Raw genomic sequence first — 16280 nt, forward strand, 5'->3', positions numbered from 1 at the left:
GAGTCGGCTCGGCCGAGCGTGGATGGATCGCAGGAGGAGATCGCGCATGCGCGCTACGACCGTTGGACGCCTCGCCGCCGCCGTGCTCGGTGGTGTCGTCGCCGCAGCCTGGCTGGGCGCGAGCGCCGCATCGGCCCACGTGACGGTGAACCCGAAGGAAGCCGTCCAGGGCGGTTACGCCAAGCTCGCCTTCCGCGTGCCCAACGAGAAGCCGACGGCCGGCACGGTCAAGCTCGAGGTGAACATCCCGATCGAGGCCCCCATCGCCAGCATCTCGACCCGCCCCGTGCCGGGCTGGACCGTGGCGCTGGAGCGCACCAAGCTCGCCACCCCGGTCAAGGTGCACGGCAACGACGTCAGCGAGGTCGTCTCCAAGGTGACCTGGACGGCTGCGGCGGGTGTCCAGATCAAGCCGGGCGAGTTCCAGGAGTTCGAGATCTCGGCGGGTCCCCTGCCCCAGGTCGACCTGCTCCTGTTCAAGGCGCTGCAGACCTACTCCGACGGCGAGATCGTCCGCTGGATCGAGGACCCCGCCACGCCCGATGTCGCGCACCCGGCCCCCGCGCTGAAGCTGACCAAGGCCGCCACGACCACCCCGGTCAACGCCACCGCGTCGCCCTCGGTGGTCGTCGCGGCGGAGCCGGCCGAGGCCCCGTCCAACACGCTTCCGATCGTGCTCGGGGCCGCCGGCCTGATCGCGGGTCTCGCCGGTCTCGGCGTCGCGCTCTCCCGCCGCCCCCGACCCACAGCCTGACGGGTACGCCCGGCGCCGGACCGCAAGGCCTGGTGTCGGGCACACCGGTGATCCCCGCGATAGGCATTGAACGCTCGATAAGTCATTCTGTCGGGGCAGTCGAATGACGGAGGAGTGGGATATGTCGGAGTCACAGCGGGTCGCCATCGTCACCGGAGGGGCCCGGGGGATCGGCGCGGCCACGGCCAAGCGGCTGGCGGCGGACGGTTTCGCGGTAGCGGTCATCGATCTCGACGAGGCGAGCTGCGCGGCGACCGTCGACGGGATCACGCAGTCGGGCGGCCGGGCGATCGGCGTGGGTGCCGACGTCTCGGACTCCGACGCGGTGACCGGCGCCGTCGCCCGGGTCGCCGAGGAGTTGGGCGCGCCCACGGTCCTGGTCAACAACGCCGGGGTGATCCGGGACAACCTGCTGTTCAAGATGACCGACTCCGACTGGGACCTGGTCATGAGCGTGCACCTGCGCGGCGCGTTCCTGATGAGCCGCACGGTGCAGACGCACATGACCGCGGCGAAGTACGGCCGGATCGTCAACCTCTCCAGCACCTCGGCGCTCGGCAACCGGGGTCAGGCCAACTACGCGGCGGCGAAGGCCGGTCTGCAGGGCTTCACCAAGACGCTGGCGCTGGAGCTCGGACCGTTCGGCGTCACCGCCAACGCGGTGGCACCGGGCTTCATCGTCACCGAGATGACCCAGGCGACCGCCGAGCGGGTGGGTGTCTCGTTCGAGGACTTCCAGGCCGCGCGTGCTGCCGAGACCCCGGTACGCCGAGTGGGCTACCCGGCGGACATCGCGCACACGATCTCGTTCCTGGTGAGCGAGGGCGCCGGTTTCGTCACCGGCCAGGTCATCTACGTGGCCGGCGGCCCCCGAGGCTAACCCCAAGATCGCCGCAACTCTTCACGAGTTGGTCCTAACGGGTTTTCAGGACCAACTCGTGAAGAGTTGCGGCGATCATGGCCTGCCCTCCGGCACGCTTTGCTGCAAAACGTGACCGGGGCCGGGCCCGGGCTGAGACGATCAGCGCATGGGGGGCGGGCACGGGCATGCGCACGTCGAGGGGGCGCATCCGCCCTCTCCGCCGCAGGTCAGGCGTGTCGTCATGGCGATCATCCTGCCGTTGGTCGCGGCGACCCTGATCGGGCTGATCGTGCTCTGGCCGCACGGGGTGGTGCAGTCCGGCGGCGAGCACCCCGACCGGCGTAAGGGCGAGGTCACCGCCGTCACCGGGCCGTGTCCGAAGGGGACCGCGGCACCGGTCGACGGGTCCTGCGGGTCGGCGACCGTGGACCTCGGCGACGGGAAGCCCGTGGTCGCGCAGATCCCGTCCGGGGCCGGGGCGCCGCGGCTCTCGCCCGGCGACAAGGTCATCGTCATCGTCACGCCCGACCCGGAGGATCCGGCCCTCGTGACCTACTCGGTCGTCGATCACCAGCGGGGCGTACCCCTCATCTTGCTCTTGGTGGTCTTCGCGGCCGCGGTGATCGCTTTCGGGCGGTGGCGCGGCCTGGCCGCGCTCGGCGGGCTCGTGGTGAGCTTCGCGGTGCTGCTGATCTTCCTGGTCCCGGCGATCCGGGCGGGTGAGGATCCGCTGATGGTGGCGCTGGTGGCGGCCGGGACGATCATGTTCGCGGTGCTCTACCTGACGCACGGGGTGAGTGTGCAGACCTCGGTGGCGGTGATCGGTACGCTCACCGCGCTCATCCTCACCGGCCTGCTCGGCATGATCGTGACCTCGGCGGCGCAGCTCACCGGCTTCGGCACGGAGGAGGCGGCGATCCTCGCGACCTCGCTGCCCGGGATCGACCTGCGCGGGCTGCTCGTCGCCGGGATCATCATCGGCTCGCTCGGCGTGCTCGACGACGTGACGGTCACCCAGGCATCGGCCGTCGCGGAGCTGGGGCTGGCGAACCCGTCGATGTCGGCGGTCGCGCTCTACCGCGCCGCTACGCGCATCGGCCGCGCGCACATCGCATCGACGGTCAACACCATCATCCTCGCGTACGCCGGTGCGTCGCTGCCGCTCTTCCTGCTGATCGCGATCGGCGGAGCCTCGACGGAGTCGGTGCTGACGAGCGAGGCGATCGCGATGGAGATCGTCCGCAGCGTGGTGGCGACGCTGGGGCTGATCGCCGCCGTCCCGATCACCACGGGCCTCGCCGCCGTGGTCACCGCCCTGGCCCACCGAGCCCAGCCGGCCGCCTCCTGACCGGCCGGGCCGAGCGGGCTGCGCCGGTCGGTCTGTGCCCGGCGTGCCGGGGAACCCCAAGATCGCCGCAACTCTTCAAGAGTTGGTCCTAGCGGGTTTTTAGGACCAACTCTTGAAGAGTTGCGGCGATCTTGGCTAGATGAGGTCGCGCCAGAACGCCGCGGTGACCCGGGCGTCGCCGGAACGCTCGCCGCGCAGGTAGGCGCCCAGGTCCTGGGCGTAGACGATGACGTCGGTCTGCATCACCGAGATGACCGGATGCCCCGATGAACCCGCCACCCCCGGCAGGTACCGGTGACCGTAGACCGGCACGAGCTGCGGCGCCGATGCCAGCTCGCGGCGGGCGACCCGGACCGCATCGGCCGTGAGCGTCGGCCGATCACCCCAGGTCGGGTGCCAGAAGATGTCCTCCTCCACGTCGAAGAGGACGCCCTCGACCGGTCGGCGCAGCCGGTCGGCGAGCTCATCCGGGTCGCCGTCACGCCAATCGGGCCAGCCCCGGCCGTGTGGCAATCCGGCGCGGAGCATGGCCCGATGATCGGTGGCGAAGACGAACCCGTAGCGTGCCTCGATCGCGTCGAGCTCAACCTCGGTGAGGCCGTCGGCGATCTCAGCAGTGAGTCGTCGGAGCAGGTCGCGAGCGATGTCGCCGGTGAGGTGGGTCATGCCTCACAGGGTGTCATCCGCGGGGCCGACCCGGCATCTTCAGCGTGTGCCACGCCGGGTCGGAGTGGTCTGCGGCAGGCCGAGCGTGAAGTCGGCGCCCGCCCATCCGGCGTTGACATCCGTGAGGATCTTGGAGATCGGCGTGTAGTAGTTGTGCTCGTTCGGGTTGGTGCAGGGTCCGGAGCCGTCGTCGCCGTCGGTGAGGATCCCCAGCGCCTTGCCCTCGCCCTCCAGGAAGAGCGGGCCGCCGCTGTCACCCGCGCGAGCGCAGATCTTCACGCCGATCGAGCCGCTCGCCTTGGAGTCCACCTCGCCGCAGTGGATGCCCGGCTTGTAGCCGATGCCGGCACCCGAGTCGACGTAGGTGCCCGGGATCTCCGGGGTGTAGCCCGCGCCGGAAGCGCAGACGACCCATCCGGTCTGCACCGCGGTGTAGTCGACGAAGCCCGTCATCGCGACGCTGGTGCTGCCCTGGCAGCCGCCGGGGCAGTAGGTGTTGACCAGGCCCTCGTTGGCCCGGCGGCCGAACCAGGTCTCCACCGCGCCCGGCTGGTAGGGCATGATCGCGTAGTCCAGGTAGTGCTCGTTGACCGGGTCGTAGTTGACGAGCGCCTGGTTCTCGACGCTGACCGGGTGCCCGTCGTGCGAGGTCGTGTCGATGTGGGTGTGCGTACCCGAACCGACACAGTGGCCCGCCGTCACGATGTAGAGGTCGCGGCCGGAGCGCAGGTTGAACCCGGTGGTGCAGCCGCCGACGGTGCCGTTGTCGCGGGGCACGTCGATCCGGATGCCGCCGCGCATCGGCTTGGTGAAGCAGTGCAGCGGGTCGCAGGACTTCTCGACGACCCCGGGACGGCTGACCGTGCGGACGCCCTTCGCCGCGCCGGCCACTCCGGCCAGCCGGGGATCGCCTGCGGCGACGCGTCGGCCGGTCGTGACGACCACCTCGTTGGCGACCTCGTCGATGGCGACCTCGGCCCCGACCGTGACGCCGAGCTTGGCGGCGACCTCGGTGGCGGTGCTCCGCAGCTGCCGCAGCGACCGGGTGACCTTCACCGTGCTGAGGTGGCCGGCATCGGGCCTGGTGAGCAGGTTGGTCCGGATCGGCGCCGTCTCGGTCGCGGCGACGATGAGCACGCCGCCGCGAGCCTGGTCGATCCAGGCCCCGGCGAATTCACCGGGGAAGCGGGCGGCCAGATCGGCGGCGATCGCCGGTGCGTCGCGCTGCAGTGCGAGCCGGCGCTGCGCCTCGGCGGCGGAGATTCCATAGGTGGCGCGCAGGTATGCCTCGGAGGCGGGCGCGTGCACCACCGGCGCGGCGACGGTGGCGGCCTTCGTCGGCACCCTGCCCGCGTTGGGCATGGAACCGCTGGTCAGAGCCCCGGCCGCGGCGGCGCTGACCGCTGCGACGACGGCGATTGATTGAGCAAACGTATTGGGCATGAGTCGTCCTCCCCGTATTCGGCGACCCAGGAAACCTACTGAAAGGTGTTGCGGATCGTCAACAAGCGGCCTTCACGACAAAACGGTGCCTTGACGGGGTTGGCATAGTGTCGGCTGTGGAGAATCGGAATACTTACCTAGATCAGGTGGTGGCCTCCCAGGAGCGCCTGGAGCAGGATCTGCGCTCCAAGCGTGCACCGGCACCGGCTCCCGCCGCACAGTCCAACGTCGGTCCGGGCCCCGGCGACCTGCGCGCCGGCTCCGGCCAATCCGCCTCGGAACGCCCCGCGGTCGAGGTACGCGTGACCGGCTTCGGTCGATGGAAGACCGTCCTCGTGCCGCCGAACGCCTTCGTGGTGCACACCCGCCGTGGTCGGAATGAACCCCTGCACATCGGTCAGGGCGTCTCGTTCCGGTTCAATCCGGCGCAGGACTCCTACCTCGTCGTGCCCGGTGCGATGCAGACGATCCTCATCAACGCCTTCTGCATCTGCCGTGAGCTGCAGGGGGTGCTGGTCCAGGCGTACGTGCAGTGGATCATCGGCGACTTCGGCACCGCCTATCGCAAGCTCGACTTCGCCGACTCCGTGGACCCGATGCACCTGGTCAACCTGCAGCTCAAGGAGCAGGCCGAGGCAGCCATCAAGGACAAGGTCTCCACGATGAGCGTGCACGAGGTGCTCAGCGACAAGCAGCCGATCATCGAGGAGCTCACCGCGCGCCTGCGCGACGTCGCCGAGGGTTCCGACTCCGGCGGCGGCCTCGGCCTGCGGATCGTCACCGTGCAGATCAAGGAGGCGGTGGTCAGCTCGCCGCGGCTCTGGGAGAACCTGCAGAAGCCCTTCCGGGCCGAGCAGAACCGGCTGGCCCGGCTCGCCGAGGTCACCGCGGACACGGCGATCGCCGAGCGGGAACTCGCCGCGGAGCGGGAGCTCGCCGAGCTGCGGGCGGCGAGCGACGCGCACACCTTCGACCGGGACACCTCCGAGCAGCGGCGCCGGGCCGACCTGGAGCAGGAGAACACCCGGGCGCTGACGGAGATGGCGGACGAGACGACCCGGCACGCGCTCAACCTCGAACGGGAGCGCCACGAGGTGGAGGCGCAGATCGAGCGGCTGCGCATCGAGCGGGAGACCGAGATGAAGGCGCTGGAGCTGCGGGCCCGGCTGGAGCTGACCCGACTGGAGGCGGAGGCGACGCACGAGCGGGCGCTGCTGGAGATCGAGCGGGAGCGGATGCGGGCGGCGATCGACAATGATCAGTCGCCGGCGACGATCCAGAGCAAGCTCATCGACTCGCTGCCGGAGATCGTGTCGAAGCTGCCCAAGCCGACCGAGCTGCGATCGGTGACGATCGGCGGCAGCGACTCGACCACGGTGGCCGGACTGCTCGCCGAGCTGTCGACAGTGGTCGGCGCCCTGCGCGCGGTGGTCCCACCCACGCCCTGACCCCTGAATTTTAATGCTGGACACGCCGCGAAACCGGCAACAAAAGTCAGGATCAACTCCTGTCGCGAGTTGATCCTGACTTTTGTTGCAGCTGCTGCGGCGTGTCCAGCATTAAAATTCAGGAGGCGGTGACGGGCTTGTCCTTGTCGCGGCCGAAAGCGAGGTTGGCCGCCCAGCTCACGAGGCCGACGATGATCGCGCCCCAGAACGCCGCCCAGAAACCGTCCACGTGGAACGGCAGGTTCAGCTTGTCGGCGACCCAGCTCGTCAGCAGGAAGAGCAGCGCGTTCACGACGAGGGCGATCAGGCCCAGCGTGATGATGTAGAAGAAGCACCCGAAGATCTTGATGAGCGGCTTGAGTACGGCGTTGATCAGGCCGAAGATGAGCGCGACGGCGATCAGCGTCAACGTGTTGGTGAGCCAGCCCTTGCCGGAGACCGTGATGCCGCTGACGATCACGGTCGAGAGCCAGAGTGCGACGGCTGTGACGATAAGCCGGATAAAGAAGCCCATGGTTGTCCCCCTTCTGGCACCCAGCCTACGGCGGGCACGCTCGTGCCGTCCGGGGAATTGATCACGGGGGCCAGGCATCGCCCCAGGTCACGTCACGTGCGCGCTTGTAGAGCTCGCCGTGGCGTTTCGAGACGATCTCAGGGTGCGCGGTGCCGTCGGCGTCGCACAGGCGCAGCGTCACCATGCCCTTGGCATAGGCGGGCTGCCGCAGCACCCGGCCGACCGCGCGGTCGGCGGGCAGCGGGGTCGCGATGACGTAGGCGTACTTCTCGTCCTCGTAGGAGAGCTCGGCACCCTCCTTCACCGACCGGTGCAGCGCCGACCGGTTGAGCCGGGCGCCGAAGTGGCACCAGTCCCGGCCGGCCGGCAGCGGGCAGGCGCCCTCGTGCGGGCAGGGGGCGACGATGTGCAGCCCCGCCTCGATGAGCAGCTCGCGGGCGGCGAGGATCCGGGTGTAGCCGGCCGGCGTACCCGGCTCGATGATCGCCAGAAGCTGTGCCTTGCCGGCGAGCTCGCGGGTGAGCGCGGCCTGGTCGTCGGGGGAGAGCTCGTTGAGGACGTAGGCGAGCGTGACCAGGTCGGCGCTGGGCAGCTCGGCACCCGCGCCGAGCCTGAGCTGCTGCCACCTGGCGCGCGGGAGCAGCTTCTCGCCGAAGGCGAGCGCGTCCGCGACCTGGTCGACCACGAGGATGTCGGTGAGCCCGGGGAAGACCTCGCGCGCGGCCCAGGCGGCCGCGCCCGTCCCGCCGCCGACATCGAGCTGGGTCCCGGGCCGGAAGTCGGGCATGAGCTGGGCGGCCTGCCGCAGGGCCGCACGCACCGAGGCAAAGGTCGCAGGCATCCGGTACGCCGCGTAAGCCGCCACGTCCACCCGCGATCCCATGATGGGCGACGCCGGGGCGCCGGACCGGTCGGCTCGGTAGGACGTGATGAGGCGGTTCGCGGCGGCGGCGAGCGCGCTCGTCGGCACTCCCGCGAGCGCCGCCGTCAACGCGGCACTGAGCTGTTCGGACACGCGCTGATTATGCGCCGCAGGCTCCGAACCCGGCCCCCCGGCCACGTTTTGCAGCAAAGCGTGGCTTCGCGGAGCGAAATGGCCACGCTTTGCTGCAAAACGTGACCCGGGGCGTCAGACCGCCATCGGCAGGGTCAGGGTGTGGTGGGTGTGGCTGACCTTGGCGCGGAGGTAGTTGACGTTGTTCGTGGAGACGTGCACGCCCGTCGGGACCCGGCGGCGGATGCCGATGCCGAGCTGTTCGAGCTGGGCGGCCTTGTCGGGGTTGTTGCTGAGCAGGTCGATCCGGGTCGCGCCGACCGCGTGCAGCATCTGCGCCGCCGCCGTGTAGTCGCGCTCGTCGTCGCCCCGCCCCAGCGCCCGGTTGGCCTCATAGGTGTCGAGCCCGGCGTCCTGCAGCGCGTACGCGTCGAGTTTGGCGTAGAGCCCGATGCCCCGGCCCTCCTGGCGCAGGTAGAGCAGGTAGCCGCCGGCGTTGGCGATCCGCTCGACCGCCTCGCGGAGCTGGGGGCCGCAGTCGCAGCGCTGGGAGCCGAAGACGTCGCCGGTGAGGCACTCCGAGTGCGGGCGGACGAGCGACGTGCCGGTCTCGGTGGCGGCCTGGTAGGCGCCGAGCCCGAGCAGCAGGTGCTCCTTGCCGTCGGCGAGCCCGTCGAACGTGAAGACGTCAGCCGTCGTGGTGTAGCCGTCGGGGAACCGCAGCGGTACGCGTACCTGCGTGCGGATCGAGGCGCTCGTCGGCATCGTCATCACCCATGCTTCCGGTCGGGGATCTAGCCTTCTCGGAAACATGAGCCTTCAAACATCTCTTCCCGTCGTTGATCGTGAGTGACCCAGGTCACGTCGGCTACTCCGCACTCTGCCTGAAACCGGGTGATAGGTGCTTATGGCTGGATATCCTGCGTGCATGGAACCACTGGCGAGCTGGCGCAGCGGTCCCGCCCGGAAACGGCTGCTCCACGACATCGACGAGCTCGTCGAGAGCCTGCCGCCCGCCGAGCGGATCGCCACCTTCGACAACGACGGCACGCTCTGGTGCGAGCGGCCGGCGTACGCGCAGGCGTACTTCCTCATCGACCGCTGGCGGGAGATGGCCCGCACCGACTCGACGATGCGGGAACGCCAGCCCTGGCGCGCGGCGGTCGACGGCGACGACGCCTACTTCGCCGACCTCTACGCGCACGCGGGGGAGATCATCGCCGGGGTCGGCTCGGCCTTCGCCGGCTGGACGACCGCCGAGTTCGACGCCGCCACCCGGGAGTTCTTCGACACCGCCAAGCACCCGCGCTTCGCCGTGCCGCACCACCGCCTCGTCTACCAGCCGATGCGGGAGCTGATCGAGCTGCTCGTCGCCCGGGACTTCGCCGTCTTCATCGTCACCGGGGGCGGCCGGGACTTCGTCCGGGTGGTCGCCGAGGAGATCTACGGCCTGCCCCGGCACCACGTCATCGGCTCGTCGGCCGTGCTGGAGTGGACCGACGGCGAGCTGCGGCGGCGGGCCGAGCTGAGCCAGCCCTTCGACGACGGACCGGGCAAGCCGGTGCACATCTTCGACCGGATCGGGCGGCCGCCGGCCCTCGCCGTCGGCAACTCCGACGGCGATATCGAGATGCTGACGATGGCGCGCAGTGCCGTGCTGCTGCACCACGACGATGCGGACCGCGAGTACGCCTATGACACCGGCGCCGTCCGCGCGCTCGCCCTCGCGGCGGATCAGGGCTGGCAGATCATCAGCATGCGCGACGACTTCGCGCAGGTCTTCGGCTTCGAAGACTGACCGTATTTGATCAAAGAATCGCTATTTAAGGATTCTTAAGGTTCGCGGAGTCATACGAATCTGACTGCCGAAGCGTGTCCTCATTACAGAGTCCATCACGGATGGACGATCGAATGGGGAGGACCATGCTATCCAGCAGAAGGACTCGTGCTGTGCTGGCCGGGGGAGTAGCTATCCTGCTTCTGGCGGTGAGCCCCGGCAGCGCCGGTGCGCAAGCCACCACCGCGCTGCCGGCATCCGACGCGCCGACGGGCAAGGGCCCGCAGGTCGTCAGCCTGATCACTGGTGACCGTGTCACCGTTCACGGCAACGGTCGGATCAGTGTCGTTCCCCGCAAGGGGATCTACTTCGCCGACTACCGCACGCCGGGCCACCACTTCATCATCCCGTCCGATGCGCTTCCGCTGCTCAAGGCCGACCGCCTCGACCGGCGCCTGTTCGACCTGACCGAGCTGGTCGCGGCGAGCAAGGCCGAGAAGAGCAAGCTCTCCCTGATCGTCGCCGGTGCCGCGAGTGCGCCCGGCCTCACCGCCGAACGCAGGCTGCCGGCCGTGCGCGGCTTCTCGTCGAGCATCGCCACCGACCAGCTCGGCTCGCGGTGGCAGACCACCAAGAAGAGCCTGACCAGCGGCAAGATATGGCTCGACGCCGTTCGCCAGCCCGCCCTCGATGTCAGCGTCCCGCTCATCGGGGCGCCGACCGCCTGGGCGGCGGGCTATGACGGCACCGGTGTGACGGTCGCGGTGCTCGACACGGGCATCGACTCCGCCCACCCCGACCTCGCCGGCAAGATCTCGGCTGAGCACAACTTCACCGAGGGCGAGGAGGACGATCTCGACCACGTCGGTCACGGCACCCACGTCGCCACGACCATCGCGGGCAGCGGCGCGGCCTCGGCCGGGAAATACAAGGGCGTCGCGCCCGGCGCGAAGCTGCTCGACGGCAAGGTCTGCGTGCAGTTCGGCTGCGCCGAGTCATGGATCCTCGCCGGCATGCAGTGGGGCGCCGAGTCCGGTGCCAAGGTCATCAGCATGAGTCTCGGCGGCTCCAACGGCCCCGAGATCGATCCGCTGGAGCAGGCGGTCAACGACCTGACCGCACAGTTCGGCACGCTCTTCGTCATCGCCGCCGGCAACGACGGCACCGACGAGTCCGTGAGCTCGCCCGCGACCGCCGACGCCGCGCTCGCGGTCGCCGCGTTCACCAAGGAGGACGAGCTCGCCGAATTCTCCAGCCGCGGCCCGCGTGCCGAGGACAACGGCATCAAGCCGGAGATCGCAGCGCCCGGCCAGGACATCGTCGCCGGTCGCAGCAAGGACGGGTTCCTCGGCGAGCCGGGCGAGCTCTACATGCCGCTCTCCGGCACCTCGATGGCGACGCCGCACGTCGCCGGTTCCGCCGCGATCCTGACCCAGGTGCATCCACAGTGGTCACCGGCGCAGCGCAAGGCGGCCCTCATGGCGGCCGCCAAGCCCAACCCGACGGTCGGCGTCTTCGCACAGGGAGCGGGCCGGGTCGACATCGGCCGGGCCATCACCCAGTCCGTCACCACGACCCCGGTCTCGGTCGGCTTCGGCCTGCAGGACTGGCCGCACGAGGACGATCCGGTGCGGAGCCAGACCATCTCGTACCACAACTATGCGGCCACGGCCGTGACGTTGTCGCTGGCCCTGACCACGACGGCCCCGGCCGGGATGTTCTCGCTCAGCGCGCCCACGGTGACCGTTCCCGCCGGTGGCGACGCCGGTGTCACGCTCACCGCGGACACCCGTGTCGGCGGCGCGGCGACCGGCTACTTCGGTGGCCAGGTCACCGCCACCGCGGCGGGCACCAGCGTGCAGACGCCCTTCGCGGTGATCCGCGACGAGCTCAAGTACGTGGTGCACCACACCGCCACGCAGCGGGACGGCCAGCCGGCCGAGAACGCCTTCTCGGTCTACTTCAACACCGACACCTACCGGGAGTACCTGGTCTACGGTGCCGCGAAGGACCTCCGGCTCCCGCCGGGGAACTACTTCGCCTTCAGCTGGATCGACGAGGGCGACAGCTCCGAGGACCTCCAGATCTCGCAGCTCACCTATCCGAAGCTGGTGATCGCCGCGGACAAGACCGTCTCGATGGACGCCAGGCTCGGCAAGGGCTTCAACATCAAGATCCCGGCGACGGACGCGGTCGAGCTGCTCGCCGATTACGAGGTCTCGCTGACGCTCGGCGAATACGGCTACGGCGTGGGAGTGGTGCCCGGCTCCTTCAGCCAGCTCTACACCGCGCACCTCGGTCCGCGCAACGTCGCCGGACTGCTGTCGTTCGTCGCCGGCGTCTACGTCAAGGGTGACAGCTCGGGCTGGCCGGCACCGGGCAGCCCCTACTCCTACCAGGTCGGCTGGAGCCAGACCGGCAGCGCGATCGAGGGCATCACCAAGAACGTCAAGGCGAAGGACCTCGCCACGGTGAACGCGAAGTACGCCGCCTCGGGTGTCTCCGGCACCGAGGGCTTCCGGCTCGACTTCTTCGCACCGCCCGGTTCCAACGGCGGCACGGCGTCCGCCGTCCCGACGCCGCTGCCGTTCGCCCAGACGCACTACTTCCTGGGCGGCACGAGGTGGGTGTCGGAGTCGATCGAAGAGGTGCCCAACACCGAGGGCTGGCCGCCGACGATCGTCGACACGCTCACCCCGGCGCGGGTCTACACGGCGGGTCGCACCCACAGCGAGCAGTGGAACCAGGGAGTCTTCGGTCCGTCGCTCGGCGCCGCGCCGTTCGACTACATCCCCGTCGGCCGGGATGGCGACGTGATCTACGGCGTCCCGGAGCTGATCGGTGACGGGCTCGGCCGGTTGGCCTTCGGCGAGTACAGCAGCGGTCGCGGTGCGCTCTACCGCAACGGCCAGCTGGTGGAGGAGTGGGACGGACCCTACGGCCAGTGGGACGTGCCTGCGGGCCTGGCCAACTACCGCCTGGAGGCGAGCCTCACCCGGATCCCGGAGGCCCGACTCTCCACGAAGGTCTCGGCTGCCTGGACCTTCAGCTCCAAGCACACCGACAAGGACACCGGCCTGCCGCTGACCACGGTGAGCTTCGCGCCGGAGCTCGACCAGCACAATGTCGCCCGGGCGGGCGCGGTCGTCGCCATCCCGATCACCGTCGGGCAGGTCGCTGACAGTGGCGCCGGGCAGCTCAACAAGCTCGCCGTCGACGTCTCGACCAACGACGGCGCCACCTGGCAGAAGGCGATCGTTCTCAAGATCGCTGGCAAGTGGCTGCTCTTCCTGAAGAACCCCAATGCGGCGGGCTTCGTCTCGCTGCGGGCGAACGGCTCGGACACGAAGGGCAACACCTTCACCGAGACGATCATCCGCGCTTACGAGGTGCGCTAACCAGACGTGAGGGGCCCGGGCAGGACCGGGCCCCTCACATCAATGAAGGACGGGCACGGCGGCCGGCTCGCGTTGCGGGTCGGCCGTGTGCGTCAGGCCGCGCAGCAGCGGCACGCAGGCGCCGAGGCAGACCGCGGCGACGGCGAAGGCCGCCACCGGTCCGGTCCGCCCCGCGAGGAAGCCGAGCGCCATCGCGCCGCCCGCCCCCGCGAACTGCAGCGCCAGCGACTCCACCGAGAGCACCGTGGCCCGCTCGCCCGCCGCGACCCGCGCGTGCACGAGCTGCCCCTGCGCCGGTGTGGAGACGCCCAAACCCACAAACATCAGGCTGTACGCCAAACCCGCCATCACGATCCCCGGCAGGCCGCTCAGCCAGGTGGAGCCCGCGAGCAGGACCAGCGAGACCGCCGAGACGGTGATCCCGGCCGCCGCGGCACGCCCGGGCGACCCGAACCGGCGTCCCACCGGTGCGCTCAGGTAGCTGCCGAGCGCGCTCGCGGCGAACCCGGCTGCGGCCACCACCGCGTAGGCGAACCCGGCCGCCTCCGTCGATCCCGTGAGCGTCGCCATCCACACCGGTGTGAGCAGCTCGATCGTGGCGAGGGCGACCCCGACCATGCCGGTCACCGCGAGCATCCGGCCGACGACCCGATCGCGCAGGGCCAGGCGCAGACCGGCGGCGACCGTCCCCGGGATCCCCTGCAGGACCGAAGCCGCCGTGAGCCGTGCTCGTCGGGGCTCCGGCAACCCGACCGCGGTGACGATGAGGCGGACGACCTCGACCCCCGCAGCGATCAGCACGGGCACGGCGAGGGCCTGGCCACCGCCGATGAGCAGCGGGATCACGCCGCCCGCGATGGTGCCGACCGCCAGGGCGGCCGAGCCTGCCGCCTCGCCCCGGGCGAGCCCGTGACCGAGGTCGGCATCCGGACCGGCGCTCGCGTGCACGGTGTCCACGAACCACGCCTCGGCCGGACCGCTGCCGAGTGCTCGGGCGATCCCGCGCAGCACCGACGAGACGGCGAAGAGTGCGACGGTCTCGGCGAGCCCGAGCGCGAGGAGGCCGAGGAGGCTCGCGATCGCCGCGGCGGTGAGCACGACCCGCCGCCCCAGCACGTCGGCGAGGCCCCCGGTCGGCAACTCCAGCACCGCCACCGTCACCGAGTAGGCGACGGTGATCGCGGCGATCGTGCCCACGCCGAGGCCCCGATCGAGCATGAGCAGCACCATCGGCGCGATGTAGAGCCCGGTGGGCAGCCAGGTCAGGAAGCTGACGAGGGCGAAGCGCCGTGCGGCACTCGTGGGGGTCACGGCTGCTCCTGCGTGTCGTCGGACGGCTCGGGCGACTCGCCCGGCAAGCGGTCGTCGGCCGGCTTGCCCGGCAAGCGGCTGTCGGCCGGCTTGCCCGGCAAGCGGCTGTCGGCCGGCTCGGCTGGCTCGGCCGGCTCGGCCGGCAAGCGGGGGAAGCCCGCGACGATGACCGAGGTCGGCCCCGCCAGCGGATTCGTCGCGTCGCGGGCGACGAGCTCGTCGAGGTGGCGGTAGAACTCGTCCCACAGCTCGTTGAGGGTCGCCGGGGCGAGACTCACCACGAGGTCGCCGATCCCGGCGGCGTCGACCCACTCGGGGCCCAGGGTGCCGATCGCCGCCTCGAAGTGCTCGACGTCGCGGATGAGCACCTCGACCTGGCGGCGGCGCATCGCGGAGATCGCCTCGCGTCCCTCGCTCGTCGCGGAGAAGGCGGTGTTGCTCCAGGAGGTGAGCTGGTGGACCGCCTGCCAGCGCCGCTCGCGCGGGTGGGTGCCGGTCGCGCCGACCTCCTCCACGAACCCGAACTGGGCGAGTTTACGCAGGTGGTAGCTGGTGGAGCCGGTCTCGGTCTCGAATCGCCGGGCCAGCTCGGTGGCGGTCGCGGGGCCGTGCTCCCGCAGCGCGCCGAGCAGCCGGACGCGCAGCGGATGGGAGAGCGCCTTGAGGTCGTCGATCTCGGTCACCTGGCGAACGGAGCGTTCCATTCATGCAGAATAAGTTATGCAGAGCAAATTCTGCAAGCCTCCCCTGTCACGTTTTGCAGCAAAGCGTGGCCATGTCGCGAAACGAGGCCACGCTTTGCTGCAAAACGTGACAGGGAGAGTCGGGCATGATGGCGGGGTGAGGTTCCGGGCAGTGACGATGGCGGGGTTGGTCGCGGAGCTGGCGGAACGGATCGTCCGGCGACCCGGGTGGTGCCGGGTGGCGATCGACGGACCACCCGCCGCAGCGCCCGAGGAGTGGTCCGCCGCCCTCGCCGAAGCCCTCCGCGAGCGGGGTCGAGCGGTGCTGGGCGTGCGCAGCGCCGACTTCTGGCGTCCCCGATCCGTGCGCTACGAGCAGGGGCGCACCAATCCGGACGCCTTCTATGAGGAGTGGCTCGACCTCTCCGGGCTGCGACGCGAGGTGCTCGATCCGCTGGCGCCCGGCGGCACCGGCCGGGTGCTGCCGACACTGTGGAATCCGGTCACCGATCGGGCCACCCGAGCGTCCTACCTGGAGCTTGCTCCGGATGGGGTACTGCTGCTCAGCGGGGCACTGCTCCTCGGTGCCGGATTGCCGCTGGATCTCGCCGTACACCTGGTGCTGTCGCCGGCGGCGCTGGCTCGGCGTACACCGTCTGATGAGGTGTGGACCCTGCCGGCCTTCGCCCGGTATGCCGACGAGGTCGACCCCGCGAGCGTCGCCGATGTGGTGGTGCGTGTGGACGATCCCAAGCACCCTGCGGCCCTGGTGAGTCGCCTGGCTGACAGCTGAGGGGTGTCCTGCGACACCCTGGCTTGATTCTTGTCTAACTAGAGGGCAATCTAATCATTGAGATTAGAAAGCAGTCGATACAAAGGATCGGAAATGTTCGAGCTCTTCCGCAAGTTCACCGCCACCCGCGACGCCGCGATCCTGGAGTCCGTCAGGTTCTGCGATGGCGCCGAGCAGCCCGTGAGCCTGCCGTCCGACCGCGCAGCGGCGGCCCGTGATCGGGCCGAGCAGCGCGCCTACCTCATCGGCATCCGGCTCTAAGCCAGATGGATCGCGATGTGGCCCGCCC

15 protein-coding genes are annotated in these 16280 nt (G+C 70.1%); 8 read left to right on the forward strand and 7 right to left on the reverse strand.

Annotated features, from left to right (window positions below; genetic code table 11):
- Nucleotides 1-46: 46 nt before the first annotated feature.
- The 3 genes from F4553_RS25930 to F4553_RS25940 all read left to right on the forward strand — a co-directional run bounded on the left by F4553_RS25930 (nucleotide 47) and on the right by F4553_RS25940 (nucleotide 2964).
- Nucleotides 47-754 (forward strand): YcnI family protein, encoded by a 708-nt coding sequence (locus F4553_RS25930; RefSeq protein ID WP_184840150.1) that lies wholly within the window; start codon nucleotides 47-49, stop codon nucleotides 752-754.
- 121 nt (nucleotides 755-875) lie between these two features.
- Entirely contained in the window at nucleotides 876-1634 is a 759-nt protein-coding gene (locus F4553_RS25935; RefSeq protein ID WP_184840152.1) for an SDR family oxidoreductase, read from the forward strand.
- A gap of 223 nt (nucleotides 1635-1857) precedes the next feature.
- On the forward strand, nucleotides 1858-2964 hold the full coding sequence (locus tag F4553_RS25940; protein WP_246466531.1) for a YibE/F family protein: 1107 nt from the start codon (nucleotides 1858-1860) through the stop codon (nucleotides 2962-2964).
- A gap of 135 nt (nucleotides 2965-3099) precedes the next feature.
- Here F4553_RS25940 and F4553_RS25945 read toward each other — a convergent pair whose 3' ends face one another.
- Both F4553_RS25945 and F4553_RS25950 read right to left on the reverse strand, forming a co-directional pair.
- The gene (locus tag F4553_RS25945; protein ID WP_184840156.1) at nucleotides 3100-3630 is read right to left on the reverse strand and encodes a hypothetical protein; all 531 of its coding nucleotides are present in this window, start codon (nucleotides 3628-3630) and stop codon (nucleotides 3100-3102) included.
- 39 nt (nucleotides 3631-3669) lie between these two features.
- Nucleotides 3670-5073, reverse strand: coding sequence for a trypsin-like serine protease (locus F4553_RS25950; protein WP_184840158.1), 1404 nt, complete (start codon nucleotides 5071-5073; stop codon nucleotides 3670-3672).
- 146 nt (nucleotides 5074-5219) lie between these two features.
- Between F4553_RS25950 and F4553_RS25955 the strand changes: the two genes are divergently transcribed.
- Nucleotides 5220-6521 (forward strand): SPFH domain-containing protein, encoded by a 1302-nt coding sequence (locus F4553_RS25955; RefSeq protein WP_312875364.1) that lies wholly within the window; start codon nucleotides 5220-5222, stop codon nucleotides 6519-6521.
- 118 nt (nucleotides 6522-6639) lie between these two features.
- On the opposite strand, the gene F4553_RS25960 is transcribed toward F4553_RS25955, so the two are convergent.
- The 3 genes from F4553_RS25960 to F4553_RS25970 all read right to left on the reverse strand — a co-directional run bounded on the left by F4553_RS25960 (nucleotide 6640) and on the right by F4553_RS25970 (nucleotide 8800).
- Nucleotides 6640-7035: a phage holin family protein gene (locus tag F4553_RS25960; protein ID WP_184840162.1), complete on the reverse strand. Its 396-nt coding sequence runs from the start codon at nucleotides 7033-7035 to the stop codon at nucleotides 6640-6642.
- 61 nt (nucleotides 7036-7096) lie between these two features.
- On the reverse strand, nucleotides 7097-8050 hold the full coding sequence (locus tag F4553_RS25965; RefSeq protein WP_184840164.1) for a small ribosomal subunit Rsm22 family protein: 954 nt from the start codon (nucleotides 8048-8050) through the stop codon (nucleotides 7097-7099).
- 114 nt (nucleotides 8051-8164) lie between these two features.
- Nucleotides 8165-8800 carry a GTP cyclohydrolase II gene (locus F4553_RS25970; RefSeq protein ID WP_376776253.1) on the reverse strand — a complete coding sequence of 212 codons (636 nt, stop codon included), beginning with the start codon at nucleotides 8798-8800 and terminating at the stop codon, nucleotides 8165-8167.
- 157 nt (nucleotides 8801-8957) lie between these two features.
- Here F4553_RS25970 and F4553_RS25975 point away from each other — a divergent pair, with 157 nt between their 5' ends.
- Together F4553_RS25975 and F4553_RS25980 are read left to right on the forward strand one after the other, a co-directional pair.
- Nucleotides 8958-9827: an HAD family hydrolase gene (locus tag F4553_RS25975; protein WP_184840168.1), complete on the forward strand. Its 870-nt coding sequence runs from the start codon at nucleotides 8958-8960 to the stop codon at nucleotides 9825-9827.
- Nucleotides 9828-10015: 188 nt separating this feature from the next.
- A complete protein-coding gene (locus F4553_RS25980; protein ID WP_184840170.1) occupies nucleotides 10016-13204 on the forward strand; it encodes a S8 family serine peptidase in 3189 nt (1062 codons plus the stop codon).
- A gap of 39 nt (nucleotides 13205-13243) precedes the next feature.
- On the opposite strand, the gene F4553_RS25985 is transcribed toward F4553_RS25980, so the two are convergent.
- On the reverse strand, nucleotides 13244-14515 hold the full coding sequence (locus F4553_RS25985) for an MFS transporter (protein WP_184840171.1): 1272 nt from the start codon (nucleotides 14513-14515) through the stop codon (nucleotides 13244-13246).
- A complete protein-coding gene (locus tag F4553_RS25990) occupies nucleotides 14512-15219 on the reverse strand; it encodes a helix-turn-helix domain-containing protein (protein ID WP_184840173.1) in 708 nt (235 codons plus the stop codon). Before F4553_RS25990 ends, F4553_RS25985 begins: the two co-directional genes overlap by 4 nt.
- A 136-nt stretch (nucleotides 15220-15355) precedes the next feature.
- Between F4553_RS25990 and F4553_RS25995 the strand changes: the two genes are divergently transcribed.
- Both F4553_RS25995 and F4553_RS26000 read left to right on the forward strand, forming a co-directional pair.
- On the forward strand, nucleotides 15356-15991 hold the full coding sequence (locus tag F4553_RS25995; protein ID WP_184840175.1) for a nucleoside/nucleotide kinase family protein: 636 nt from the start codon (nucleotides 15356-15358) through the stop codon (nucleotides 15989-15991).
- 93 nt (nucleotides 15992-16084) lie between these two features.
- Nucleotides 16085-16252 carry a hypothetical protein gene (locus F4553_RS26000; protein WP_184840177.1) on the forward strand — a complete coding sequence of 56 codons (168 nt, stop codon included), beginning with the start codon at nucleotides 16085-16087 and terminating at the stop codon, nucleotides 16250-16252.
- Nucleotides 16253-16280 lie beyond the last annotated feature (28 nt).

It is taken from the genome of Allocatelliglobosispora scoriae (assembly GCF_014204945.1).
In the GTDB taxonomy this organism is placed as follows: Bacteria; Actinomycetota; Actinomycetes; order Mycobacteriales; family Micromonosporaceae; genus Allocatelliglobosispora; species Allocatelliglobosispora scoriae.